Below are 22,996 nucleotides of genomic sequence, written 5' to 3'. Positions count from 1 at the left end.
GGCGCCTCACATGAGTTTGGAATTAGGGCCGCGCGCCTCTGGGTGATGCGCCCGCAGCGGATGCCGAAAATGAATGAAGCCAGCTTAATCGCGTGTCACGAATGTGATTTGCTCCAGTGGAAGGCGCCGCTATTTGAGCGCGGTACCGCGCGCTGTCACCGATGCGGCGCGGCCCTGTATCGAAGCCTGCCGGCCACCTATGACCGCGCTCTGGCGTTCACCCTGGCTGCCGGGATCCTGTTCCTGGTTGCCAACTGTTTTCCGATCGTCGGACTTTGGGTCAAGGGCGCGCTCGTCGAAACCACGTTGTTTGGGGCGGCTTCTTCGCTGTACGCCGACGGCATGTGGCCCATAGCGGGTCTGGTTTTCGTGACGACGATTCTGATGCCGGCACTGAACATCGCGGCGGTGATCTATCTACTCTTGCCGCTGCATATTGGCGGTTTGCCCCAGCGTCCCGAGATTGTGCTGCGTGTGCTCAGGCATGTCGCGCCTTGGGGAATGATCGAAGTGCTCATGCTTGCCATGCTGGTCGCGCTCGTCAAACTCCAGCACTTCGCGACCGTCGTCCCAGGCGTCGCGATCTGGGCATTCGGCGTGGTGATGGTACTGCTCGCGGCAGCGTCTGTTTCGTTCAATCCGCGCGATATATGGGCGCGGATTGAAAGCGCGCCCGGCGTCGACATCGCGTTACACGCGCTAAAGGCAGGTGCCAACGTGGCTAGCGCCGCACGCGCAGGTCTGTTCGTTTGTCACGACTGCGGCTTGATGTCAAAACCGCCCGGTCATGTTCGTAGCGGGATGTGTCCGCGTTGTAGCGCAGTGCTGCACCTGCGCAAGCCCAATAGCCTCGCACGTACCTGGGCATTCCTGCTGGCCGCAGTGGTGCTCTATATCCCGGCCGTCTGCCTGCCGGTTATGGTCACCAGTACCTTATTTAGCGCGCAATCCGACACGATTCTAAGCGGTGTTGTGTTTCTCTGGACCTCTGGATCATGGGCGCTTGCCACGATCGTTTTCATCGCCAGCATTGTGGTACCCATGCTCAAAATCCTGTCGTTAGCCTATCTCGCCTGGAGCACCCAGTTGCGCTCATCCCTCATGCCGCGCAACCGGACACGTATCTACCGGTGGGTGGAATTAGTCGGCCGTTGGTCGATGCTCGATATCTACGTCATCACCATCCTGGTCGCGCTCGTGCAATTCGGTTCGGTTGCAACGATCGGCGCAGGTCCGGGGTCGATTGCATTCGGCGGGGTAGTCGTGCTGACCATGTTCGCCGCGCTGTCATTCGATCCACGATTGATATGGGACGCAGTGGAGTTGGAAAGTGAATGAGTTGCCCGGCCAGAAAGATGAGCAAAGTGCGTCCATCTTTCCAGCAGCGGTTGCTGCTAAACAATCGAAGTGGGGTTTGCAGCTTGTGTGGGTGGTGCCGATTGTTGCACTCCTGATTGCCGGCTGGCTGGTCGTGCAATCCGTCATGAAAAGTGGCCCAACCATCACGATCAGATTTTCGACGGGTGAAGGTATTGAGGCCGGCAAGACGAAGATCAAGTTCAAGAATGTCGATGTTGGTGTGATCAGGAGCGTCGAACTTTCCGACGATCACAAGACCGTGATCGCCAGCGCCGAAATGTCCCGCAACGCTTCCAGCATGCTCGTCGACGATACCCGCTTCTGGGTTGTTCGACCGCGTATCTCCGGAGGAACGGTGTCGGGCATCGGTACCTTGCTGTCCGGGTCCCACATCGGCATGGACATCGGGACGGCGCAAAAGGCGCGCAGTGATTTCGTCGGACTTGAGTCGCCACCGGTCCTGGCTTCAGGGGCGCCCGGGCGAGAGTTCGTGCTTAAAAGCGATAACCTGGGCTCGCTCGATGTCGGTTCGCCCGTATTCTTCCGGCGGCTCCAGGTCGGTCAGATCGTTTCCTTCGCGCTTGATCCCGAGGGCGCGGGAATGATCATCCATGTCTTTGTCAATGCGCCTTACGACCGCTACGTGACGAGCGACACGCGCTTCTGGCACGCAAGCGGTGTGGATGTGACGCTGGATACGACAGGCGTAAAGGTCAACACCGAATCGCTGGTGTCAGTCCTGATTGGTGGCCTCGCATTCGAGAACCCATCTGGCGCGACGAACCGGGTTGAAGCAGACGCGCAGCATCAGTACGAGCTTTTCGTAGGTCGGGCCGAGGCAATGAAGGAGCATGACGCGCTCGTCGACAAGTACGTGCTCAACTTCAAGGAGTCTGTGCGCGGATTGACTGTCGGGGCGCCCATTGACTTCCGCGGGATCGTGATCGGCGAGGTCTCGGCGATCAACACGCACTTTGACCCGGCGACAAAGGAATTCAGTATCCCCGTCGAGGTCAGCATTTTTCCTGAACGGCTGATTTCACGCGACGACTCCGGAAGCGCCATTGCGGCGATACCGTCGGAGCGCAAAGAGTTCGCGGACTATCTGGTGAAAAAAGGGCTGCGGGCCCAACTGAGGACGGCGAGTCTGCTGACTGGTCAACTCTATATCGCGATTGATTTCTTTCCCTCGGCACCGAAGGCAGCCGTCGACTGGAGTAAAAAGACGCCCCAACTGCCAACGGTACCGGGCAACCTGCAGGGCTTACAGGACTCCATAGCAAGTCTTGTTGCCAAGCTGAACAGGATTCCATTTGAAGGAATCGGCAACGACCTGCGCAAAACGCTCAATGACGCGGATACGCTGATGAATACGATCAACACCGACGTGGCGCCGGAGGCAAAAGCGACGCTGGCCACAGCACGTGAAGCGCTCACGTCAGCGAATCGCGCGCTGCAAAGCGACTCGCCATTGCAGCAAAGCACTGCGGAAACCATGCGCGAGTTGTCGCGGACAGCGGCCTCGTTCCGCGCGCTGGCGGAGTATCTCCAACGCCATCCAGAAGCGCTGCTCCGTGGCAAGACCGAGGACAGGTGATGAGCAGAATTAAAACGTTACGTCTGACGACAATCGTGTTGATGATGTTGACCGTGTTCGCCGGATGCGCAACGTCGCCGGCGTCACGTTTCTACACATTGAGTGCGGTTCAAGCGGTAGGACAACCGCAACGCGCCGATCCGATCCTGATCGCGATCGATCCGGTGACGGTTCCCGAGCTGGTCGATCGACCGCAAATCGTATCCGGGCTGGATGCGAACCGTGTGTCTATCGATGAGTTCGCGCGCTGGGCCGAGCCGCTGAAGAGTCAGATTTCACGCGTACTGGCTGCGGATCTCGCGCAACGCATCCCCGGAGCGATCGTATCCAGCTATCCACAACGTGTGGACGAAAACGCCTGCCGCGTATCGGTTGATGTGCAGACCTTCGATTCGTCGGCCGACGGCACAGTGACGCTGGCCGTTATCTGGTCGGTGCGTCAGCCGAAGCGTGAGGAAAGAATCAGCGGACGAACGGTTGTACACGAGACCGTGAGCGGACCTGGCTACGACGCCCTGGTAGACGCGTACAGCCGAGCCCTTGCGTCCGTGGCAGGTGATGTCGCCGTAGCGGCGCGTTCGGCTATGCGACAGTGATACGAGACTTTATCGCGAGCTTTGGCGGCCGCTAGGGGGAGGTCAGGCCTGGAAGCTGGTCAGTCGATGCGACAGACTGTTGAGCGAGCGGTCCAGGTACCCGGGCGGCGCGAGCGCTGGGCGGCGACGGAAAGCGTCGCCGTGTGAGATGACAGCGCATGCTGGCCTAGCCGCCCGAAGGCGACGTATGGCCCAGCACGCCGGCCACAGCTAATACCGCAAGCATGACGACGGCTTCGACGGCCAGCAGCCGGTCGATGCCACGCTGCGCATCGCGATACGCAGCGCCGCCATCTTCTGCCGTAGTTCGCAGATGCGGCAGATAGATCATCCGGTTGTAGCCCCCCAGCAGCACCGCCAGTGTGACGAACACGAGCTTGAGCGTCAGCACGCGCCCATACAGCACGCTAAGCAATGGCGCGGTGAGGTGCGCCGTGTCCTGCGTCACGTTATAGAGGCCGGTCACGATCACCACCGCGAGTGCAATCGTCGCCAGATGCGACAACTGTGTGCAGAACGCCACGCGCCGCAGCGGCGTAGCCGATGCCGGATCATTCCATCGCCACAGCACGGGTGCTGCGACGATCACGCTGCCCGCCCACAACGCCGTTGCACTCAGATGCACCACATGCGCCGCCTCGCGCACCGTGAAATCACCCGCGTCGGCGGCGTGGCTGGCAGAGGCTTTGCCCGCCACGTAGACGAGTATGCCCACCGTCGCGAGCCACCACGCCGGGCGGCTGTTGCGCGTGCCGCCAAGGCACGCGAATACCGCCCCGGCAAAGCCCACCGACCACGCGATGCCGAAGTGCGATTGCCTCAGCACGGCGCCGACCGCCGCACCTGCGTCGCTGAACGCCGACCCGCTCATCACGGCAGCCTGCAGCCATAGGTACAGGCCGCAGGCCAACACGAGCACGCAGAGTGCATCGAGTCGGGAGCGGCCCAGCGTCACTGAAGCAGCGGCTCGGCCCTGATCCTGCCGCCCGAGCAGCACGCCGCACACGAGCGCCCCGACAGCAACCGCGAACAGCATGTCTTGCGCGGCCGCGACGACGATCTGCACGACGACGAGCGGATCCACCGTTACTTCACCGTGAAGGTGTAGTGCCCCTGTGTGCGGTGACCGTCGTCAGCGACCGCCACCCAGGCAACCGAGTAGTCGCCCGGCGTCAGTGGATTCAGCGCCACCGACATGTGCTTCTTGTTGGACGGATCGACCACGGATTTGCCGCTCGTCACCGGCTTGCCCTGCGCATCGGTGACGGAGATCGAGCTGAACGCCGGTTCGAGACCATCATCGAAATCGATGGCCACATCCTTTTGTGAAGTGCTCACGGTCGAGCCGGCGGACGGCGCCTCGTGAGTTGGATAGGCATGAGCGTGCGCGAATTGCGCAACAGTCAGCGTCAGCGCGGCGACGAGGCCGCGCGCCATGGAGGCGTTCAGGAGAGCGGTTTTCATCAGTTGAAGAGCGGCTTGCCGAGAGAGTTAGGGAAGATGTCGTCGAAATACAGGTGAGCGTCGAACAGGACGCCCACATGGTTGCCGGTCAGGTGATTGACAGGGATCTGTGCTTCGATGCCAAACTGGCCGTAGCGGTTGAGCCAGAGAACGCCCGGGTTGACGGTGCCGGTTGTTTGGCCGGCACATGCGCCCGCCGTACAGGTGCTCATCGGGGCTTCTACGACCAGGACCATGTTATTGAACGGTTGTGGAATCCCGAGGTCCTTCACCTGCGATTGCAGGTAAGGAATGCTGTACTGCAACGTGAGTCCCCAACCGAGCGAATTCGGTCCGTTATCCGACGACGTCGTCGTCAGGTTGGGGCCGATCTGTCCGGTGACGGCGAAAGGCCGCAGGTAGTTCAGCGAGGCCGGCAGGTCGCCGAAGCCCTTGCCGAAATAGAAACTCGGCGTGAGCGTCGAATACGAATTCGCGATCGATTTCGCGCCGGTTCCGCCAACTTCAGCGAGCAGCCCGATCGACGTCATGAATTCGTGGCGCGCATTCGCATAGATCATGTACTTGGCGCCGACGGTGATGTTGTCCCAGCCCTTGGCCGAGCCGCCGTTCGGGGCGTTCTGGGTCACGTAGTCGCTGGCAATGCTGAAGGCGAGATTCTTCGTGATCAGCTTGTCCCACTCGTAGGACACGGTGTTGACGTTCATGTTGTCACCGTTGTCGTCCGGGGTCTTGATGTGGCCGAACTGGGTGTCGAATTCATCGCCGACACCGGGGTCGTCGACCGTCAGCGTGGCGGGAAATACGCGGTCGCCAACCACCGCGTGAGCTGATGCAGCCGGCGAACCGGCGAGGCAGGCGGCGCCGGCCGCCATCATCAGGGCAGCGCGCGCGGGCGCCGCGTGCCGTTTGAAGAACGTACGCATGATCTGATTCTTCTCCAATTGTCTTGATGCATCGCCGCGTTTGCGTGCGGCGACGTCCCGCGACTGCTAACGCAGCGCGGATTCTGTTCGGGTACAGATCGACTCAGGAAAGAACGGGAGGCGCACGCGGCTGGGCCGCGGTATAGATGAGGGGGACGTGGACCGCGTCGTGCGTTGCGACGACCGGTGCTCGCGCAACCGATAGCGTGGCGGCAAACACCGCAGGCGTACCCGGCAGCACCGGCGCGTGGGCCAGCACGCCGCAATAAGCGCAAGCTTGCCAATGGAATGCCGGTGAATGCGAGGATTTGCTGTTCTGCGCGACCGGACTGTTATCCGGATCTGCGGAGCAGTAAGTGGCGAGTGCCTGGCCGAGCCGATCGTGTGCCGCCAGCGCCTGCGAAACTGTCGGCGCGAGCGTACTCATCAGGATTGCAAGCAATCCCAACAGGCTGCCGATTTTCTGGAGGCGAAGACGAAGCATGCTGAGCGCTAAGCATGAGAGGAGGCAATGAATGGCGCCGATTATGCCACGCAACTATTCACTTGAAGATACAAAGTCCCACATATTCGGGGTAGATGAGTTGCATTGTAAGCACGTTGACAGGAATAGCGGATTGCGAAGCTTCGGTCGAGCCGGCGTCGCCTCGATTCGCTACACCATGATGAATCCGTGCCGCATACCCAGCATCACCGCTTCGGTGCGGCTTGTTGCGCCCAGCTTGCCGAAAATGGCGGAGAGGTGGAATTTGACGGTGTTGTCGGAGATGGTGAGTTGGCGCGCGATCTCCTTGTTGCCGAGCCCTTCGGCGAGCATCGCCAGCACTTCGATCTCGCGTGCAGTCAGGGCTTCGATGTGCACTGCGGACGCCAGCGGGCGAGGCGGCTTTCGTCCGGCCAGCAGCCTCGCGAGGATCTCTGGCGGCAGCACGCAAAGACCCGCGGCCGCGGCTTCGATCGCGGCGACGATTTCGCCTGGGGCCGCGTCTCGCGGCAGGATCGCCATGACGTTGTCGGGCACCGCCTCATGAATCCATTCGATGTCCGTATCGTCGGTCAACAAAACGAGCGCCAACGGCGCTTGAGTTGCGTCGAGCGCTGCGTCGAAACTTGACCTGAGCGTGTCGCTCGCCTCAGGCTCCAGGTCGATGACGATCACATCCGGCAACGAACCGGCAAAGCCGATGACGAGCTTTTCCCCGTCGGGTGCACTGCCCACGAACCCGAGTGACGGCGTCGCATCGACAAGCGCTTGCAGGCCCGCGCGCACCTGCGGCGCTTCGGCGATAACGACGACCCGGACCGGCCTCATCTGTGCCATTTGCTACCCGCCACTTGACTGGTTGCCTCAACCTCAGCGGCACGCATTCCGTTGAGGGCGTTCGCCGACGATGACCGCACACTCGTGGCGCTCCCCGCCGCGAATCAGCGCGATCTTCAGCGCCTGGCCGATGCGCTCGGAACCTAGCGCGTCGTGCACGTCGTCCATATCGCGGCATGGCTCACCGTCCAGCTCGATCAGCACATCGCCGATCAGCACGCCGGCCTTTTCCGCCGGACCGTTCGCCGCGAGCGAAACGACCAGCAATCCGTGATCGGATGACAAAGTCATTTTCTGCATCCATGCTTCCGACAGGTTGACTGGCTGCGTGCCCACGCCGAGGTAGCCGCGTGACACGTGTCCTTTGGCCAGCAGTTCGTCGGTGATGCGCGCCACGGTTGCCGCCGGAATCAGGATGCCGGCGCCACGTGCGAGCGCCGATGTGCAGATGCCCATGACCTGTCCGCGCATATCCGTGAGGGCCGCGCCCGAGAAACCCGGGCGCAGACCACCGTCGAGCCGCACGAACGCATCCAGTTGCCCGCCACGCCACGTACGCCAGGGTCCGCCAACGGCGCCGACTACGCCGAAATCGGCACTGGCGCCAGGCCCGTCATCCCGCGCGACTGCGAGCACCAGATGACCTGTCTTGAGCGAACGGGCGTCGCCGGACTCGACTGGGTCGACGTCCACGCCGTCCAGTTTGAGCACGGCGAGATCGGTGCCCGTGTCCCGCCCCGCGAGAACCGCCGCGACGGTCCGGCCATCGGCCAGCGTGACGTTGATCCCGTCTTCGTGTCTGAGCGTGTGCGCAGCCGTGACGACGACGCCCCCCCGCCAGATTACGCCACTTGAAGGAATGCGATGCCGCCCGTGCACCGCGACGACGCGCTGTCCCACGCGCTCGACGATGCCCGCCAGGTTATCGGAAAGGTCCTGCAAGGGATTTCCGCCAGACGTTGAGGTTTCCATGTCGTTTCTCCTGCCAGTTGGAACGCGATCCGCGCGTGTTTCGCGCCCTATGTGCGCGATTCTTCGCCGGCATGGTGCTGGCGAGCGTATTCAGAATGACAGGGCGAGAACGGACGCACACCACCCGAATGGGTAGTCGGCTGGATGCAATACGGGCGTCGGGATGCGACATTGTTTGGCCGTTGTGCATCCGGCTTTACGACCGTGTCACTTCCGGCTACGCTGCCAGACAGGGCGTGTTGGCGTTGCCCAAGAAGCACACGTCATCGTTTCGACATCGAGGGAGCATGCACGATGGAGAATGAGCAAACGGCTGCTGCTGCCGAGCCAAACCAGGCCGACGGCCTCCCGAGCGTTGCGCTGGCGCTGCAGGGCGGTGGGTCGCATGGCGCCTTCACGTGGGGTGTGCTCGACCGGCTGCTGGAAGAGGTCGAGCGGGAGAGGCTTCATATCGCCGCGTTCAGCGGCGCGAGCGCGGGCGGCATCAACGCCACGCTGTGTGCGTGCGGACTGGCACTCGGTGGCGCCGAAGCGGCGCGAGGCAAGCTCCGTGCATTCTGGGAAGCAGTGTCGCGCAGCGGCGCACTCGCCGGCAATTCGCTCTTCGGGTTTGCCGAACCCGGTCCGTTCGGTGGCTGGAACATCGACTGGAGTCCAATGGCGATCGCTCTCGAGGCCGTGGGCCTCGTTATCTCTCCGTACAACAATCCGTTCTACCAGGATGCGCTGCAGCCGCTGCTTGAGCAGGCCTTGCCCCCCGCCGATCTGGCGGCATTTAACCAGACCGAAGGCGCGGCACCCGTGTTCGTCGCGGCGACGAATGTACGCGACAACCAGCGCGTGATATTCACGCAGCCGGCAATTTCCATTGATGCGCTGCGTGCCTCCGCCTGCCTGCCGACCGTGTTTCGGGCGGTGACGATCGACGGCGTGCCCTATTGGGACGGCGGTTATCTCGGCAACCCGCCGCTGTCGCCGCTCGTCGATGTCGTCCAGGACCTGATCCTGGTGATGGTCAATCCGCTTGTCAGGCAGCACATGCCGCCCAGAAATGCGCCCGACATTCAGGATCGCCTGAACGAGATCGGTTTCAATGCGTCCGTCGTGCTTGAGATTAATGCCATCGAGGCGGTGAATCGCGTCCTGGCCGATCTCGGTGGCGCGGGCGCGTCGAAGCGGACGAAATACAAGCCAGTGCGCTTCCACCTGATCCGTGACGACCCTTTTCTGGCGGAGTTCGGCTTCGTGTCGAAGAGCAGCACGTCGTGGGCGCTCATCGACAGGTTGTTCGAGCGCGGGCGAGCGGTGGCCGACCGATGGCTCGCTTTCAGTCAAGGCCAGATCGGCCGCGCGTCATCGTGTGACGTTCACGCTGAACTGGTCAGGCCGGTGTTGGGGGTGAGGAGCGTCGATTCAAAGAATCACCCTGTACAGCCGGGGAGTACCGCTTAACAAACGTTGCTTTTGTATAAGCAAGACTAAAACCGGCCCGTTCTGTATTACGAGCGCTAGTGTTGTAAGGCCGGGCGGTAATGCTCGCCATTGTGCAGCCCGCGTTCCGCGCGGCGGCCAGTCTCGACCGGATTAGCGCGAGCTGAATGCCACGACCACGATGGGCAGGATGCGTGCTGGCAATGTAGAGATGCGCGATTTTTCCCACTGGAGTTGCAATGACGCTCATGCCTCCGGTGCCCGCGAGCTGGCCGTTCAGTCTTGCCGCAAACAGCATCGTATCGGCTCTCGCAATGGCAATCTTTGCAAGCGCTTCAAGCAGAAGAGGCGATCGACGTACCGCTTGCATTTCGAACCCCGCGATCGAATGTGACACAAACACATCCTCGACGATGGCGCGATCGGTCACGATCTCGATGCCGTTCGGCGGCCGTGCTGTCAGATCCTCATCGATTAGCATCCGGACGTAGGTGTTACTGAATGCATTGACTGCGTATCCACGCTCCATTAGCACAGCGAGCGCGGTGCCATCTGCATGCGGGCAGAGATCGATCTCGACATCCAGCGCCCGCTCGTTATATACCGCTTCAAGCTGCTCGACAGCGTCCGCGCTGACCGGTGTACCCATACCGAACCCCGTGACGTGATTGAGCTTTCTTCCGAAGATGTTTTCAGTCAGCGCCGCAATCCCTCCGCACATTTCGAGCGTATGGACGCCTTCACGCTTTGTCAGTCCACGGTAAGTTTCGACTTGCAGCGCCAAATGTCGGGCCTCGGCATTCTCTAGCGCATAGGCAACTTCAGGCCCTGTCAGAATCATGGGAATCACATCGGGGACGTTTCGAAGCCTTGAAATCTATCATCATTGACGCACTAATCTGATTGCCTTTTCTGGCTTCGATTGAGTCAGGGGAAGCGGCCCGAGCACGTCCGATAAAAAAACGCCGCACCCGGCGGGGTACGGCGCATGTCGAGCGGTCGTGAAGAAGTGACTATTAGGCGCTCTTTTCCGCAGCGGCCGGAAACGGCAAGCTGTGAATCCGCTTACCAGTGGCCGCGAAAATCGCGTTCGCGACCGCCGGCCCGACCGGCGCGACACCTGGCTCGCCGACGCCGGTCGGCGCTTCGCCGGACTGCACGATATGCACCTCGACCTTAGGCATTTCAGCAAACCTCAGCACCTGGTAGGCGTCGAAGTTGTTCTGCTCGACCTTGCCGTCCTTCAGCGTGATCGCGCTGTGCAACGCAGCGCCGAGGCCGAAACCGATGCCGCCTTCCATCTGGGCCGCGATGATGTCGGGATTGATCGGCGTGCCGCAATCGACGGCACAGACAACGCGTTCCACTTTCACGTTGCCGTCCTTGTCGACGGAGACTTCCGCGACCTGGGCCACGAAGGTCTGGAATGCCTCGGCGACCGCGATTCCACGCCCGCGACCTTTCGGCAGCGGTTTAGCCGGATCCCAGCCCGCTTTCTCTGCGGCGAGTTCGAGCACGGCCCGCATGCGCGGTTCGTGCGCGAGCAGGTCGCGGCGGAAGACGAACGGGTCCTTGCCCGCGGCGTGCGCGGCTTCGTCGATGAACGCCTCGACCGCAAACGCCGTGTGCGAGCTACCGACGACCCGCCACCACAGCACCGGCACGCCGGTCTGCGTGGTCGTCAATTCGACCGAGATGTTCGGAATCGCGTAGGCCACGTTCGCGGCACCCTCGACCGACGTCGAGTCGATCCCGTTCTTGACCATGACGCTCGCGAACGGCGTGCCGGAGAGAATCGACTGGCCGACGATCCGGTGCTGCCAGCCGACGAGCTTGCCGTCGGCGGTGAGGCCGGCATCGAGTTTATGGAGGTACATCGGGCGGTAGAGGCCGCCGTGGATGTCATCCTCGCGGGTCCACTGAAGTTTGACGGGCGTGCCGTTCGCGCCGAGCGCTTTCGCGATCGACACGGCCTCGACGATATAGTCCGACCGGGTGTTCGCGCGTCTGCCGAAGCTTCCACCCGCATACAGCGTGTGAATTTTCACCTGCTGCGGATCGAGCCCCGCCGTGCGTGCGGCATTGCCCTGGTCGACGGTCTGGAACTGGTCGCCTGCCCAGATTTCGCAACTGTCGGCGGTGAGCTTGACGACCGCGTCGAGCGGTTCCATCGGCGCGTGGGCGAGATACGGGAACGCGTAGGTGGCAGAGATTTTCTTCGCCGCGCCCGCGAGCGCCTGCTCCGCGTCACCGTCTTTTCGGGCGGACATGCCGGGCCGCTCGGCGAGCTGCCTGTATTCAGCCATGATCGCGTCCGAGCTGCGCTTTTCGGCCTTCGAATCATCCCACTCGACCTTCAGCGCGTCGCGACCCTGTTTCGCCGCCCAGAAGCCATTCGCGACCACCGCGACGCCGCCCGGCACCTGCACGACCGAGACGACGCCCGGCACCGCTTTCGCGGCCGACGCATCGAACGACTTGACCGTCGCGCCGAAGAGCGGCGGACGTTGCAGTAGCGCGACCAGCATGCCCGGAAACGTCACGTCGAGCGTGAACTGCGCGGTGCCGTCGGTTTTCGGCGGCACGTCGACGCGCGGCAACTGATGGCCGATCAAACGAAAATCCGCTGGCGACTTGAGCGTGACCTTGTCCGGCACCGGCAAGCGGGCCGCGGCCGACGCCAGCGAGCCGTAGGTCGCGGTGCGGTTGGCGGCCGCGTGGTGGACGCTGCCGTCGCGCGTCGTCAGGTCGGCGGCGGGCACCTGCCACTGCGCCGCAGCGGCCGAGACCAGCATCGCGCGGGCTTTCGCGCCGGCTTCGCGCAACTGCATCCACGAGTTGGCCATTGCCGAACTGCCGCCGGTGCCCTGGATTGTGCCGAAGGCGAGATTCGCATAGCGCTTCGCGTCGGCGGGCGCGCTTTCGACACGCACGTCCTGCCAGTTCGCATCCAGCTCTTCGGCGACGATCGTCGCGATGCCGGTGTACGCGCCCTGGCCCATCTCGACGTGCTTGGCGATGACGGTGACGCTGTTGTCGGGCGCGACGCGCAGGAATGCATTGGGTGCGAACGTCGCCTCCGGCAGCGTGGCAGCGAGCGCGCGGCGCCCCGTGCCCGCCCACTCGAAGCCGACGGTGAGGCCGACTGCCGCGATGGCGCTGGCTGCTTTCAGGAAGGTCCGGCGGGATGGACGTGCCGCGTTCGTGAGATCGAGATCGAGATCGGTCGTCATGGTCAGGCCTTCAGGGTGGCGGCGGCTTCGTGGATGGCCGCGCGAATGCGGACATAGGTCGCACAGCGGCAGAGATTGCCGTTCATCGCGGTGTCGATGTCGGCATCGGTGGGGGTGGGATTATGTTCGAGCAAGGCCGTCGCGGACATGATCTGCCCGGACTGACAGTAGCCGCACTGCGGGACCTGCAGCTTGACCCATGCGGCCTGAATGGCTTTGGCGGGCCGGCTTTCGATGCCTTCAATGGTCGTGATGCGCTTGCCCGCGATGGCGGCGAGCGGCAACACGCACGAACGGGTGGCTTCGCCTTCCAGATGAACCGTGCAGGCGCCGCATTGCGCCATGCCGCAGCCGAACTTCGTGCCGTGCAGTCCCGCGTTCTCCCGGATCGCCCAGAGGAGCGGGGTAGTGGGATCGGCATCGAGCGTAACGTTCTTGCCGTTGAGGACAAACGATGTAGACATGGAATCTCTCCGTGGGGAAAGCCCGGACTTGGCGCCGGGTGTACGCGGCAGTGTGACTGACCGCTTGTCGTTGCGCTTACACAATCCTGCAAATATATTGAACAATGCTGCAAATCCAGTGGGCCAGCGGCGGTTGCCCGGCAGCGGATGGGTATGCTCGATTCCGTCAACGGATTTCAATGCGTATGAAACAGAATTCTTCCTGGGTCGATCCTTCGACGTCGCGCGAAACGGCACGCCGTGAACTCGCCGCGCTAGTCAGCCGCTTCGCGCCGGTGGACGGCGCGCATCAGACGGCGATTCCCGCGCTGACGTTCTACCGATACTCGACGCCCTCCGATCTTGGCTGTGGCGTGACGAGTTCCGCGTTCGTGTTCGCAGCGCAAGGCGCCAAGCGGGTCGTGGTCGCAGGGCAGGCTTACGACTACGATCACCTGCATTGCCTCGTGACGTCCGTCAATTTGCCGATGACGTCGCAGGTGACGCGGGCATCATCGGACGCGCCTTATCTGTGCGTGAAGCTCACGCTTGATCCACAACGCATCGTCGAACTGGCGACGCAGTTGCATCTGCCGGAACCGGATGCCGCGTCGGCGGGCGAAGGCATCGCCGTGGGCTCGCTGTCGGCGCCGGTTTTCGATGCGGCGCTGCGGCTCGTGCGATTGCTCGATACTCCGGGTGACATCCCGGTTCTCGCGCCGCTCATCGAGAAGGAATTGCTCTACCGGCTGATGACGAGCGAGCAGGGCAAGCGACTGCGGCACATCGCTATCAGCGGGAGCCAGACGTACCGGATCGCACGGGCGATCGAGTGGATCCAGAATCACTACACCGAGCTTTTGCGGGTGGAGACGCTGGCGCAGGAGGTGAACATGAGCGTGTCGTCGCTCCATCATCACTTCAAGAACGTCACGACACTGAGCCCGCTGCAGTATCAGAAGCAACTGCGGCTGCATGAGGCGCGCAGATTGTTACTTGGGCAGAATGGGGATGTCGGGTCGGTGGCGATCCGGGTCGGGTATGACAGCCCCTCCCAGTTCAGCCGCGAATATAGCCGGCTGTTCGGGGCGCCTCCACTTCGCGATGTGGTGCAGTTAAGGCGCGGGAACGGGGTGGGGTTTGGGGAGTAGTCGAAAGAACATGGTGTGCCGCGATTCTGGCGGCGTGTTGATGAACGCAACCCGGGAAATGAACATGAGCAAGCTGACCGCCACGATCAAGCGCGAATTCATGGAGCTGCTGCCACCGACGATCTTTTTCTTCGTCATCCTCCACATCGTCGCGATTGTCCGCGCACTGATGACCCGAGGCACAGGCATTTCGATGCCGACGTCCGCCTCCGTGACCATCGCCGCCCTGATTCTCGGCAAATCGGTGCTGATCGCCAACATGCTGCCGTTTGTCAACCGCTTTCCCGAGAAGCCGCTGATATGGAATGCCGGCTGGAAGACCTTGCTGTACGCGCTAGTGGCTTTGTTTGTGCATTACCTGGAGCGCTTGTACGACTACTGGAAAAACGCATCGGGCCTGATTGCTGCCAACGATCAACTCCTCGCGGAGATCAACTGGGCTCATTTCTGGGCCATCCAGATCCTGCTGGTTGTGCTAATCGCTAACTACTGTGTACTCGCCGAGTTGTCTCGCGTGATCGGTCGCGACAGGTTCAGGGCCATCTTCTTCGGTCCCTTGCCGGCCAGGCCGACAGGGCAGGGTAGCTAGTTCACTTGCCGCAGGCGGGTAGGTGCGGGCGGGAGCGTGACGGCCAGGGGCGGAGCCGCAGCCGGCATCGGGGCGGGCAGGGCAGCGTCACTCCCAAAGGCTTTCAGGCCCCCAACTGGAGTTACCGGCGGCTTGCGCCTATCCTTGTCTCACCTCTTTCGCTGCCAGCGGCGCCGAAGAGGTCTTCCGCACTCTTCGACAATGGCTACCGCCCATCAAGGGCAAACCCGAAAGGAGAAAAGCAAATGTCACTATCCATCTCGCAGCGCGCCTTCATGGTGTTCGGTGGTCTGGCCTTGGCGGGCACGCTGACCTTGGCGCAAGCGGCACCGGTTTCATTCGACGTCCCGTTGACGGGTGCCCAACAGGTTCCGGCCGTGCAGACTCCAGGTAGCGGTAGCGCCAACCTCACGTACGATCCCAGTACGCGGGTCGTAACCTGGAACATCAGCTTTAGCGGATTGACGAGTCAGGCCACGATGGCGCATTTCCATGGCCCCGCCCCGGCCGGTAAAAACGCCGGCGTGAAAGTCTGGCTCTCCCAGAAAGGCACCATGGAGGTGACGAGCCCGCTCAGCGGTCAGGCCACGCTATCCCCGGATGACGCCAAGATGTTCGAAGCCGGTGACATGTACATCAACGTTCACACCAAGACCAATCCGGGCGGTGAAATCCGCGGCCAGGTGGTGCCGCCGAAGGGCAACTGACGCGATCGCTGAAGCGGCACCCTGAGATCAGGTTCGCGGCAAGCTCAGAGATAGGCCGCGAGCAGCATCACCACGGCAGTGCCTACGCCGAGCGGCAGCAGCGCCAGCAGTGCTGGCGTCTGCCGCGGCGCGTCGATGGAGGCGGGCAGGAGCTTGTAGCCGGTTAGCATCGGACGCAGCAGATTGTGTCCTTTCGCTACCGCATAGAGAGCGATCACGAGCACGTGCAGCGTGACCGCGGCGAGCAGTACGTCCCAAACAAGCCCGTGCAGTGTCGAAATAGCGTTGGCGACCCACGCGGGCACCAGTTCGCTCAACGGCCCTTCGTCGGCAATGTCGTTATTGACGTAGAGGCCGCTCAGCGTCTCGACCAGTAGCAACGCGAGCAGCAGCAGGACCATCCAGCCGCCGGCCGCATTGTGTCCTACCTGCACGTCCGGCTCGCGGCGAAACAGGTGACGCAAGTGACGAAGTGCAGCCGCGGGCGACGCCACGAAACTGCGAAAACGCGCGGTCTCACTGCCAAAGCAGCCCCACAGCAGCCGGAAAATGACCAACGCGAGCAGCGTTTCGCCGACCCGGATGTGCCAGTCGATCCAGTTCAGCTTCAAGGTGACATAGGCCGCCGTGACGAGCACCACCACGAGCCAGTGAAACAGCCGCACCGGCACGTCCCAGACCAGCACCGGGCGGCGGACAGGCTGGGTGGGCCGCGTGACGGGTTCGTGAGCGTCCATGTGTCGTGTCTCCGTCCGCAAGTGGCTGGAAGAGATGCAGGGCCGGTTTGCACACCGTGCCGGAGAATAGTAACTCGGTGAGGCAGTGGCCCGTGTTGTTCCGTATGCCAGGCGCTGATAGCGCTCAGAACCGCTGCGTCATATTACCGTCTTCATTCTGTCCTCGTCGGCGGTAGGAATACCATGCCGAACGTGCGTCATATCAAGTCCTTAAATAGGGCGCAGAACCTCGCGAGTTCGAACTGCAGCACAAGCATAGGGGGCTGCCAAGGTGTAACCTTTGAAAGACGCGCAGGATGCCCGATTCATTCAAGACACATGTCAACGCGATGTCTACCTTCGGTGCGCATGAATCGAAGGCAAGTCATCGCTACGCTGACTATGTGCGCGGCGTTGCCCGCTGCCGCAAGAGGAGCTCACATGCAAGAGTTCGAGCGTATCAAGATCCTGTTCGTTGCCGGGTTTGGACCCATCGTCCGCGATAAAAGCGTGGGACGAAACTTGTACGGCGAGATCCTCAATATCTCATTCACGGAGGAGCAGGGCGGTTATCTGCATACAGTGACCCTGAAAGGTGTTGGGAGTTTTGCCTTGTGGCCGCTCGAGCAGGCGGCACAGTCCTGCTTTGGCAAAGATTCCTGGCCAGACGACACCCCCGTTCCCCAAGCATGGCTCGAATTTGATGTCGAGGACGTTGAAGACGCAACTGCGGAACTGGAATCGCGAGGCTATCGAATGCTCGTCAGAAACAAGAAAGAGCCATGGGGTCAGACAGTCACACGATTTCTTTCGCCGGAAGGATTGCTGGTCGGACTAACAATCACGCCGTGGATGCGGCGCTCGTAAGTGCCGACGAGGTGTTTCGGCCGATGCCGGAAACGGAGATTACGCCGAAGGATTGGAGAGCGTTGGTGAGCCGCTCTGGCGAGTTACACGTGGACATCGTTTCTTGCGGTTCACGGTTGCACAGCGATGCGTCGGCACCTTGTGCTACCGCTAGCGCATTTGCTGTGTCAACAGCTGACGCTGTCCGCTGCCCGATAGGTTGAGTCCGCCATACGTTGTCAGCTTCCAGGGAGCAGACGTGTGGAAAAGCTCCGCGATGCCGGGGCAATTTTTCCCAAGTCTGTTCCACATGTGCGTTCTACGCTGTTTGCACGGTCAATTGCCGTTCAGGAGAGGTGCGTATGTTCAATCACATTGGCTTGAGGGTATCAGACGTGGCGCGCAGTGTGCGCTTCTATCAGCAACTGCTGGCGCCGCTCGGTTTCGAGTTGTGTATGCACAAAGGCGAGCTCGCAGGATTCGGCAAACCGGGGCAGCCACAATTGTGGCTGCATGGGGCGGCCGCGGCCGCCGCGGCGTCGCGCGGCACGCACGTCGCGTTCGAGGCGACGAGCCGCGCAGCCGTGGAGCGCTTCTATAGCGAAGGCATACGCGGGGGCGGCGTGGACAACGGCAAGCCCGGGCTGCGCTCCGACTACAGCCCGACGTACTATGCCGCGTTTCTGATCGATCCGGACGGGAACAACATCGAGGCGGTTTGCATGCACGACGACGCATGAGCCGCGCGGTGCAGGGGAAGTGACGTCCATCAGCGTGGGCGCCTCAGCGCACCGTACTGTCATTTGGCGTCACGCGACGCACGGTATTCAAACACGCGTTCGGCCAGCGGCTGGCGCGTTCGCCGTCACCGAAACCGGTCATCCGGGACCGTGGTATTCCTGGCCAATGTGTGGGGCAATTTTTGCTGTCTTTGTGCGCAACCAGCTAGTCGAGGCGGCTGATATGTCGGCGTTGCTATGCCTGCAGCCGGAGCGGCGCAGAGGCCACAACGGCCGTCACAGCCGGTGCGGTGCTAGGGAGAAGTGGGAGGCGCAGCTGAGATAACACCCGTTAGCCCGACGAACCGCTGCCCACCGATTTCCGCACGTCGTTGGAACGAGTCCGGGTGACGGCGCCCAACGAATACACAACTCACGCAACGATCCCCGAAAGACAAAAGCGACCGCGAGCCTTGTCTGGAAAGGCGTCGATTCACATGACATGCTGTGAAATAACTTTCGCATGGCCCGTTGCGGCGTGCGCGGCTAAAGTGCGCGTATCGGATGCGGTGCAGTGGTCCACAACTCCACCGCAGACGATACCCCGGCCACTACCGTTATGGCATTGTCATGGTACAACTTGCAAAATTCTCGCTGTACGTCACGGCTTTCGTCATTGCCGTATCGATGGTCGAAGCCGTCTGGCTTACCCGAAAAAATCGCAATACGGCCACGCCGTTTGCGTGGCACGAAGTGTGGCTTTCGCTCGCCGACGTCGGCGCGCGAAAGCTGCTCGCGCTACTGCCGCTATCGCTCGCGACACCTGTGTTTGCCCTAGCTTGGGAGCATCGCATTTTCACGGTAGAACTCAATAGCGCGCTGATGGTGCTGGCGCTCTTCATTGGTCAGGAATTCTGCTACTACTGGTATCACCGCGCATCACATCGCATTCGCTTCTTCTGGGCCACGCATGCGGTGCACCACTCGCCGAACCAGCTGACGCTTTCCACCGCGTACCGGCTCGGCATAACAGGCAAGCTTTCGGGCTCGGCGATCTTCTTCGCGCCGCTCGTGTGGCTCGGCGTGCGTCCTGAAGTCGTTCTGCTGACACTTTTCATCAACCTCATGTATCAGTTCTGGCTCCATGCCACGTGGATTCCGAAGCTCGGTTGGCTCGAGTATGTGTTCAATACGCCGTCCTCGCACCGCGTGCACCATGCGTCGAATATCGACTATCTCGATGCGAACTACGGTGGCGTGCTGATTATCTTCGACCGGCTGTTCGGCACCTATGTCGAGGAACGCGCCGACGAACCTTGCCGCTACGGGCTTGTCACGCCGACCACCTCACGCAATCCGTTCGTCGTCGAGTTCGAGCACTGGGCGACGCTAGTGCGGGATGTGATCAAGGCGAAGAGCGTGTGGGCCGCGATCAATCACGTGATCCAGCCGCCGGGCTGGCTGCCGGGTGGTGGCGGCGAAACCGCGGAAGAGCTGCGCCGCAAAAGTGAGGCCGCGCGCCGCGAGTGCGAAGGGGCCAACGGCTGATGAACTGATGAAAATGTGACGGGCAGGGCGCGTGGATTGGAGCGCATCCTGCCTGTTTTTTTTGTGAAGATGATGCTGTGTAATGTGTGTACCCTCGGTCCATCGCCTTCACCAGGTGTGCGATCGGGGGTAAACATGCCAGCGCATCCAGGTTCTTTCCGTTGGTTCGTCGGCATGCCCGATGCACGCCGCGCAGTTTTGACAGACGAAATGATGGAACAGGCGCAGCGACGTTCCATCATGGAACTCTCCGGGCGTGCTTCGCAACCGGTCAAGCAATTTGACGCGTTGCGACTCAAGGACGAAATCCTTGCGATGGTGGCGCATGAACTTCGCGGGCCTTTGACGCCGATGCAGCTCGCGGCGAACTATATCCGCAGGGTGTCGGCCGATCGAACCGACGTGTTGCAGTCGGTCGATATGATCGAGCGGCAGATCACACAGATCACACAGATCGCACGGCTTGCCGAGGATCTGATGGACGCGATGCGAGTCGAGCGTGGGGCGCTCCGCGTGATCAAGGTCCCCATCGACGTCGTCGCGGTACTTGCTGCTCCGCTAACCGCGGCTGCACTGGCAGCGGCGCGGCGCAAGCAGACTCTAACGGTCCAGATTGCTGACAGGACGTTGCGCGTTGACTGTGATCCTGTTCGCATCGCGCAGGCCGTGAACAATCTCCTGCACAACGCGCCGAAATACACGCCGGAAAACGGGTGTGTCACGGTGAAAGTGCTGGCGGAGCGCAACGTTCTTGTCTTGTCCGTGAAGGACGATGGTATGGGCATGTCGAATTCGCTCATGCCGCATATCTTCGAACTTTTCGCTCAAGCCAGCAGAACGATAGGGGCAAGTGCCGGTGGCTTGGGGGTAGGGCTTGCCGTCGTGAAAGCCGTTGCGGAGTCGCATGGCGGGACTGTGTCGGCGTTCAGTGCTGGCCCGGGTGCAGGCAGCGAATTCACGCTTCGACTGCCCGTCGTGGTGAAGGCGTGCGTAACGGAGCTGCTAGCGTGATGGTGCGCTCCAGTTACGCGCGATCAACATCATCTATGAAACGACCAAAGAACTTGGTGCGATGATCCTGATTCCGAGTTCGATGGTCGACCGCCTGGACCCACCGCTCGCGCTGGCGATTGCAGCGCATGATTTAACGGGCGCTGCGCCGCCCCAGATCAAGACGTCTGGGGAATGCGGTACTTGGAGCACGGCATCGATCGAAACAGGATGACGTCAATGGTCCAGATAAATTTCAGAAAAGGCGGCTTAAGTAGACGCTACCGTACAGACGGCCAAAGCTCGCTCGGTCCATGCTGACCTCAGAAACAGGAGGCGGCCATGTACATCGAACTTTCACCTCAGGCTGTCCAGACTCTCAAATCGCTCGATCGGATTCCAGATTCCCTGGCAGAGACGCCGCGCTCGATAGCGGAAGAACTGTTGAGCTTCGGGCTTGCCTATGAATCGCGTGCCTGTGGCGTCATCAACATGACCGCGGCGGGCCGGGTGTGGTTGAATCAGCGCGTCGCATAGCTCGATGCAGCTGGCTGAGCCTTGCTTTCGCCTGTTGGCCGCAGCGGGCGCCTTTCGATTTCTCGTCTTTGCGTCCGGCGGCGGACCGACTACCGCTAGCCTGGCGACTATGTCAACGTCAGCTATTGCGACGTGACGTTGGGTTGCGAACACCAACGTCGAATTAGTCGGAACCTTGCATATCCGTTCGCGACACAGGGAGATTTAAAATGTCATTAGGATTACTTCTTCTTATCGTTCTGGTTCTGATGCTCGTCGGCGCTTTTCCGTCATGGCGATACAGCAATGGATGGGGCTACGGTCCGAGCGGCATTCTCGGGGTTGTGCTGGTCGTGGTGATTGTTATGCTCTTAATGGGACGATTGTGATACTTCTGTCCCGATCGGCTCGCGCCCATTTCATCGAGTTGCGACAAGGCCGTGGGGACCGGTTCGCGTACCTCGACCGCGAGTGCTGCACTGGGCTGATTTGCCGGTGAAACGGCCCAGAAACCGGTCGCTCCCGCTTTCGCGCCTGACAGCGGGTCCAGATTTACCGCCGAGCCTGTGCCACCCTTAGTTTCATGATGGAGGGTAGGCTGCTGCGCGCCACCGCGCAGCGTAATTCAATAAACCGCTCCGAACGGTAGTACAACTGCGCCTGCGCCCATCTTGTTAGTCGCAATCTTACGAAGACGACGCCGCTTCTCCCGGGATTTCGGGGAGTGTCTCATGTCGAAACGGGCGCCGTATACCTGGTGCCTGGCTGGTACCTGGCACCTGGCGTCCTCAGCGGTGTTGTGGATGGCCGGGCGAAACTAGAGCGGCAGGAACAAGCTGATTCCAGGGGCCTCCTGCGGTGCATAAACAACAGGCGGTGCTCCGTAGCCATAGTCTTGATCACCGTAACCGTGACCATTGTGACGATGATCGTCATGCCGGTACGCCTGGCGTGGGGGAGCATGGCCCTGGCCATGCTGCTGGCCGCCATGGTGAGTCTCCTCCGCTTGCAGAGGCGCTGTTGTGACGAGGCAGGCGATCGCTAACGTAAGGCCAAGTGCGCTCAAAAGTCGTGCTTTCGTCGCGCCCTTGTCAGGCGTGCGGGTGAGTGAAGTTTTCATGATGTGTTCCTTGGTTCGGCTGCCGACTGCGTGGTGCAGCCGCGGGTCATCCCTTCTTCGCCGCATGGTGGGTGTCGCTGCGGAAAATCAGATCGGCATTGTGCTTCTGCGTATCCGACATGCTGTTGTAAAGCGCCTCGAAGGCTGAGGTGAGCTTCTTGATGCCGTCCGCGTGAGCATCGACAACCTGACCATAGGATCGAAGATCGTCGATCGCGCTCATGCTGTTGGCGTTAGCCATACGGGACTGTCTGAGTGAATCCATCGTGCCGGCGTTGTCGCGCATGACCTGCGCAACGGGTTGCCAGAGGGATTCCTGGTCAGCAGTGATCTGAAGCCTTGCGTGAAGGTTGTTGATGCGGGTATCGACGGGGGTATGGGTCGCCACGGTCATGACGTGCGCGCTTGCCTGAGTCTGCCCTGGCGTGGCGGCGCTTGTCGGAAGGGCAAGCGTCGCGATGGCGAGAAGCAGTCCTGCCGCGAGCACAGGCATGGGCCGGCGTTGGAAAGGAGTTGTCGTGCGCTTCATGGTTTCTCTCCCAGGGAATTCGGTCAGGGATCGAATTGCCTGCAAAGTACCCATGCTGCGAGCGCACTGCGAGCGAATTCGATTGAACGGATTACTTATGTCCCCATTCCCGATCCAGGTCTGTCCGATGGCGGACGTTTGCGTGCAAGGTGGCGGGACGCCGCTCGTGGGGTTCTGCAGGTATGGCGGCTGGACATCGCGTCGACGCGGGGCGGAGTCTGGT

General features: G+C 61.5%; 25 protein-coding genes and 1 pseudogene. 14 read left to right on the top strand and 12 right to left on the bottom strand.

Annotated elements, in window-relative coordinates; translation table 11 throughout:
* Nucleotides 1-69 precede the first annotated feature (69 nt).
* From PQQ96_RS19310 to PQQ96_RS19300, 3 genes are read left to right on the top strand one after another with little or no spacing between them, the layout of a single operon-like run.
* Complete coding sequence (locus tag PQQ96_RS19310; RefSeq protein ID WP_408295061.1) at nucleotides 70-1,338, top strand: paraquat-inducible protein A; 1,269 nt, start codon at nucleotides 70-72, stop codon at nucleotides 1,336-1,338.
* Nucleotides 1,331-2,956 (top strand): PqiB family protein, encoded by a 1,626-nt coding sequence (locus PQQ96_RS19305; protein ID WP_408295058.1) that lies wholly within the window; start codon nucleotides 1,331-1,333, stop codon nucleotides 2,954-2,956. The genes PQQ96_RS19310 and PQQ96_RS19305 overlap by 8 nt, the downstream gene beginning before the upstream one ends.
* On the top strand, nucleotides 2,956-3,552 hold the full coding sequence (locus tag PQQ96_RS19300) for a PqiC family protein (RefSeq protein ID WP_408295055.1): 597 nt from the start codon (nucleotides 2,956-2,958) through the stop codon (nucleotides 3,550-3,552). Before PQQ96_RS19305 ends, PQQ96_RS19300 begins: the two co-directional genes overlap by 1 nt.
* Before the next feature lie 166 nt (nucleotides 3,553-3,718).
* Here the strand turns inward: PQQ96_RS19300 and PQQ96_RS19295 are convergent, their stop codons facing one another.
* From PQQ96_RS19295 to PQQ96_RS19270, 6 genes are all read right to left on the bottom strand, one after another.
* Entirely contained in the window at nucleotides 3,719-4,636 is a 918-nt protein-coding gene (locus PQQ96_RS19295) for a CopD family protein (protein WP_408295052.1), read from the bottom strand.
* Between the two features lie 2 nt (nucleotides 4,637-4,638).
* Nucleotides 4,639-5,016, bottom strand: a complete 378-nt coding sequence (locus PQQ96_RS19290) for a copper resistance CopC family protein (protein WP_408295049.1) — start codon at nucleotides 5,014-5,016, stop codon at nucleotides 4,639-4,641.
* Complete coding sequence (locus PQQ96_RS19285) at nucleotides 5,016-5,942, bottom strand: hypothetical protein (RefSeq protein ID WP_408295046.1); 927 nt, start codon at nucleotides 5,940-5,942, stop codon at nucleotides 5,016-5,018. The genes PQQ96_RS19290 and PQQ96_RS19285 overlap by 1 nt, the downstream gene beginning before the upstream one ends.
* A gap of 103 nt (nucleotides 5,943-6,045) precedes the next feature.
* A complete protein-coding gene (locus PQQ96_RS19280; protein WP_408295043.1) occupies nucleotides 6,046-6,426 on the bottom strand; it encodes a DUF2946 domain-containing protein in 381 nt (126 codons plus the stop codon).
* 171 nt (nucleotides 6,427-6,597) lie between these two features.
* Nucleotides 6,598-7,263, bottom strand: a complete 666-nt coding sequence (locus tag PQQ96_RS19275; protein WP_408295041.1) for a response regulator transcription factor — start codon at nucleotides 7,261-7,263, stop codon at nucleotides 6,598-6,600.
* Nucleotides 7,264-7,296: 33 nt separating this feature from the next.
* Complete coding sequence (locus tag PQQ96_RS19270; protein WP_408295038.1) at nucleotides 7,297-8,235, bottom strand: S1C family serine protease; 939 nt, start codon at nucleotides 8,233-8,235, stop codon at nucleotides 7,297-7,299.
* A gap of 294 nt (nucleotides 8,236-8,529) precedes the next feature.
* On the opposite strand from PQQ96_RS19270, the gene PQQ96_RS19265 reads away from it, so the two are divergent.
* Nucleotides 8,530-9,687, top strand: a complete 1,158-nt coding sequence (locus PQQ96_RS19265) for a patatin-like phospholipase family protein (protein ID WP_408295035.1) — start codon at nucleotides 8,530-8,532, stop codon at nucleotides 9,685-9,687.
* Here PQQ96_RS19265 and PQQ96_RS19260 read toward each other — a convergent pair.
* The 3 genes from PQQ96_RS19260 to PQQ96_RS19250 form a co-directional block, all read right to left on the bottom strand.
* Nucleotides 9,617-10,507 (bottom strand): GNAT family N-acetyltransferase, encoded by an 891-nt coding sequence (locus PQQ96_RS19260; protein WP_408295032.1) that lies wholly within the window; start codon nucleotides 10,505-10,507, stop codon nucleotides 9,617-9,619. The genes PQQ96_RS19265 and PQQ96_RS19260 overlap by 71 nt on opposite strands.
* Before the next feature lie 175 nt (nucleotides 10,508-10,682).
* Complete coding sequence (locus PQQ96_RS19255; protein WP_408295029.1) at nucleotides 10,683-12,899, bottom strand: xanthine dehydrogenase family protein molybdopterin-binding subunit; 2,217 nt, start codon at nucleotides 12,897-12,899, stop codon at nucleotides 10,683-10,685.
* Between the two features lie 2 nt (nucleotides 12,900-12,901).
* Nucleotides 12,902-13,363, bottom strand: coding sequence for a (2Fe-2S)-binding protein (locus PQQ96_RS19250; RefSeq protein WP_172311874.1), 462 nt, complete (start codon nucleotides 13,361-13,363; stop codon nucleotides 12,902-12,904).
* A gap of 185 nt (nucleotides 13,364-13,548) precedes the next feature.
* On the opposite strand from PQQ96_RS19250, the gene PQQ96_RS19245 reads away from it, so the two are divergent.
* The 3 genes from PQQ96_RS19245 (at nucleotide 13,549) to PQQ96_RS19235 (ending at nucleotide 15,789) form a co-directional block, all read left to right on the top strand.
* Entirely contained in the window at nucleotides 13,549-14,493 is a 945-nt protein-coding gene (locus PQQ96_RS19245; RefSeq protein WP_408295026.1) for an AraC family transcriptional regulator, read from the top strand.
* Nucleotides 14,494-14,557: 64 nt separating this feature from the next.
* Nucleotides 14,558-15,082 (top strand): hypothetical protein, encoded by a 525-nt coding sequence (locus PQQ96_RS19240; RefSeq protein ID WP_408295023.1) that lies wholly within the window; start codon nucleotides 14,558-14,560, stop codon nucleotides 15,080-15,082.
* Between the two features lie 245 nt (nucleotides 15,083-15,327).
* Nucleotides 15,328-15,789 (top strand): CHRD domain-containing protein, encoded by a 462-nt coding sequence (locus PQQ96_RS19235; RefSeq protein WP_408295020.1) that lies wholly within the window; start codon nucleotides 15,328-15,330, stop codon nucleotides 15,787-15,789.
* Between the two features lie 44 nt (nucleotides 15,790-15,833).
* Here PQQ96_RS19235 and PQQ96_RS19230 read toward each other — a convergent pair whose 3' ends face one another.
* On the bottom strand, nucleotides 15,834-16,526 hold the full coding sequence (locus PQQ96_RS19230) for a cytochrome b/b6 domain-containing protein (RefSeq protein WP_408295017.1): 693 nt from the start codon (nucleotides 16,524-16,526) through the stop codon (nucleotides 15,834-15,836).
* Between the two features lie 420 nt (nucleotides 16,527-16,946).
* On the opposite strand from PQQ96_RS19230, the gene PQQ96_RS19225 reads away from it, so the two are divergent.
* The 7 genes and pseudogenes from PQQ96_RS19225 to PQQ96_RS19195 all read left to right on the top strand — a co-directional run bounded on the left by PQQ96_RS19225 (nucleotide 16,947) and on the right by PQQ96_RS19195 (nucleotide 21,513).
* On the top strand, nucleotides 16,947-17,372 hold the full coding sequence (locus tag PQQ96_RS19225) for a VOC family protein (protein WP_408295014.1): 426 nt from the start codon (nucleotides 16,947-16,949) through the stop codon (nucleotides 17,370-17,372).
* Between the two features lie 341 nt (nucleotides 17,373-17,713).
* Nucleotides 17,714-18,091 carry a VOC family protein gene (locus PQQ96_RS19220; protein WP_408295011.1) on the top strand — a complete coding sequence of 126 codons (378 nt, stop codon included), beginning with the start codon at nucleotides 17,714-17,716 and terminating at the stop codon, nucleotides 18,089-18,091.
* A gap of 609 nt (nucleotides 18,092-18,700) precedes the next feature.
* A complete protein-coding gene (locus tag PQQ96_RS19215) occupies nucleotides 18,701-19,618 on the top strand; it encodes a sterol desaturase family protein (RefSeq protein WP_408295008.1) in 918 nt (305 codons plus the stop codon).
* Nucleotides 19,619-19,654: 36 nt separating this feature from the next.
* Entirely contained in the window at nucleotides 19,655-20,629 is a 975-nt protein-coding gene (locus PQQ96_RS19210; protein ID WP_408295005.1) for a sensor histidine kinase, read from the top strand.
* A gap of 1 nt (nucleotide 20,630) precedes the next feature.
* A pseudogene (locus PQQ96_RS19205) lies at nucleotides 20,631-20,843 on the top strand (hypothetical protein); the annotation flags it as partial.
* A 107-nt stretch (nucleotides 20,844-20,950) separates the two neighbouring features.
* The gene (locus tag PQQ96_RS19200) at nucleotides 20,951-21,145 is read left to right on the top strand and encodes a hypothetical protein (protein WP_408295003.1); all 195 of its coding nucleotides are present in this window, start codon (nucleotides 20,951-20,953) and stop codon (nucleotides 21,143-21,145) included.
* A gap of 209 nt (nucleotides 21,146-21,354) precedes the next feature.
* Nucleotides 21,355-21,513: a DUF3309 family protein gene (locus tag PQQ96_RS19195; RefSeq protein WP_408295000.1), complete on the top strand. Its 159-nt coding sequence runs from the start codon at nucleotides 21,355-21,357 to the stop codon at nucleotides 21,511-21,513.
* 428 nt (nucleotides 21,514-21,941) lie between these two features.
* Here the strand turns inward: PQQ96_RS19195 and PQQ96_RS19190 are convergent, their stop codons facing one another.
* Both PQQ96_RS19190 and PQQ96_RS19185 read right to left on the bottom strand, forming a co-directional pair.
* Nucleotides 21,942-22,244, bottom strand: coding sequence for a hypothetical protein (locus tag PQQ96_RS19190; RefSeq protein ID WP_408294997.1), 303 nt, complete (start codon nucleotides 22,242-22,244; stop codon nucleotides 21,942-21,944).
* 46 nt (nucleotides 22,245-22,290) lie between these two features.
* Complete coding sequence (locus PQQ96_RS19185) at nucleotides 22,291-22,773, bottom strand: Spy/CpxP family protein refolding chaperone (protein ID WP_408294994.1); 483 nt, start codon at nucleotides 22,771-22,773, stop codon at nucleotides 22,291-22,293.
* Nucleotides 22,774-22,996 lie beyond the last annotated feature (223 nt).

Source organism: Paraburkholderia sediminicola (assembly GCF_046027825.1).
Taxonomy (GTDB): Bacteria; Pseudomonadota; Gammaproteobacteria; order Burkholderiales; family Burkholderiaceae; genus Paraburkholderia; species Paraburkholderia sediminicola_D.
The sequence above is the reverse complement of the archived record's forward strand: the minus strand, read 5'-3'. Positions and strand labels throughout refer to the sequence as shown.

Coding starts and splice junctions, on each gene's coding strand:
- PQQ96_RS19185 (WP_408294994.1), bottom strand. CDS start 22,773: ATGAAGCGCACGACAACTCCTTTCCAACGCCGGCCCATGCCTGTGCTC.
- PQQ96_RS19255 (WP_408295029.1), bottom strand. CDS start 12,899: ATGACGACCGATCTCGATCTCGATCTCACGAACGCGGCACGTCCATCC.
- PQQ96_RS19285 (WP_408295046.1), bottom strand. CDS start 5,942: ATGCGTACGTTCTTCAAACGGCACGCGGCGCCCGCGCGCGCTGCCCTG.
- PQQ96_RS19250 (WP_172311874.1), bottom strand. CDS start 13,363: ATGTCTACATCGTTTGTCCTCAACGGCAAGAACGTTACGCTCGATGCC.
- PQQ96_RS19220 (WP_408295011.1), top strand. CDS start 17,714: ATGTTCAATCACATTGGCTTGAGGGTATCAGACGTGGCGCGCAGTGTG.
- PQQ96_RS19260 (WP_408295032.1), bottom strand. CDS start 10,507: ATGATTCTGACAGGGCCTGAAGTTGCCTATGCGCTAGAGAATGCCGAG.
- PQQ96_RS19235 (WP_408295020.1), top strand. CDS start 15,328: ATGTCACTATCCATCTCGCAGCGCGCCTTCATGGTGTTCGGTGGTCTG.
- PQQ96_RS19310 (WP_408295061.1), top strand. CDS start 70: ATGAATGAAGCCAGCTTAATCGCGTGTCACGAATGTGATTTGCTCCAG.
- PQQ96_RS19230 (WP_408295017.1), bottom strand. CDS start 16,526: ATGGACGCTCACGAACCCGTCACGCGGCCCACCCAGCCTGTCCGCCGC.
- PQQ96_RS19280 (WP_408295043.1), bottom strand. CDS start 6,426: ATGCTTCGTCTTCGCCTCCAGAAAATCGGCAGCCTGTTGGGATTGCTT.
- PQQ96_RS19275 (WP_408295041.1), bottom strand. CDS start 7,263: ATGGCACAGATGAGGCCGGTCCGGGTCGTCGTTATCGCCGAAGCGCCG.
- PQQ96_RS19245 (WP_408295026.1), top strand. CDS start 13,549: ATGAAACAGAATTCTTCCTGGGTCGATCCTTCGACGTCGCGCGAAACG.
- PQQ96_RS19215 (WP_408295008.1), top strand. CDS start 18,701: ATGGTACAACTTGCAAAATTCTCGCTGTACGTCACGGCTTTCGTCATT.
- PQQ96_RS19190 (WP_408294997.1), bottom strand. CDS start 22,244: ATGAAAACTTCACTCACCCGCACGCCTGACAAGGGCGCGACGAAAGCA.
- PQQ96_RS19200 (WP_408295003.1), top strand. CDS start 20,951: ATGTACATCGAACTTTCACCTCAGGCTGTCCAGACTCTCAAATCGCTC.
- PQQ96_RS19270 (WP_408295038.1), bottom strand. CDS start 8,235: ATGGAAACCTCAACGTCTGGCGGAAATCCCTTGCAGGACCTTTCCGAT.
- PQQ96_RS19240 (WP_408295023.1), top strand. CDS start 14,558: ATGAGCAAGCTGACCGCCACGATCAAGCGCGAATTCATGGAGCTGCTG.
- PQQ96_RS19225 (WP_408295014.1), top strand. CDS start 16,947: ATGCAAGAGTTCGAGCGTATCAAGATCCTGTTCGTTGCCGGGTTTGGA.
- PQQ96_RS19265 (WP_408295035.1), top strand. CDS start 8,530: ATGGAGAATGAGCAAACGGCTGCTGCTGCCGAGCCAAACCAGGCCGAC.
- PQQ96_RS19195 (WP_408295000.1), top strand. CDS start 21,355: ATGTCATTAGGATTACTTCTTCTTATCGTTCTGGTTCTGATGCTCGTC.
- PQQ96_RS19290 (WP_408295049.1), bottom strand. CDS start 5,016: ATGAAAACCGCTCTCCTGAACGCCTCCATGGCGCGCGGCCTCGTCGCC.
- PQQ96_RS19300 (WP_408295055.1), top strand. CDS start 2,956: ATGAGCAGAATTAAAACGTTACGTCTGACGACAATCGTGTTGATGATG.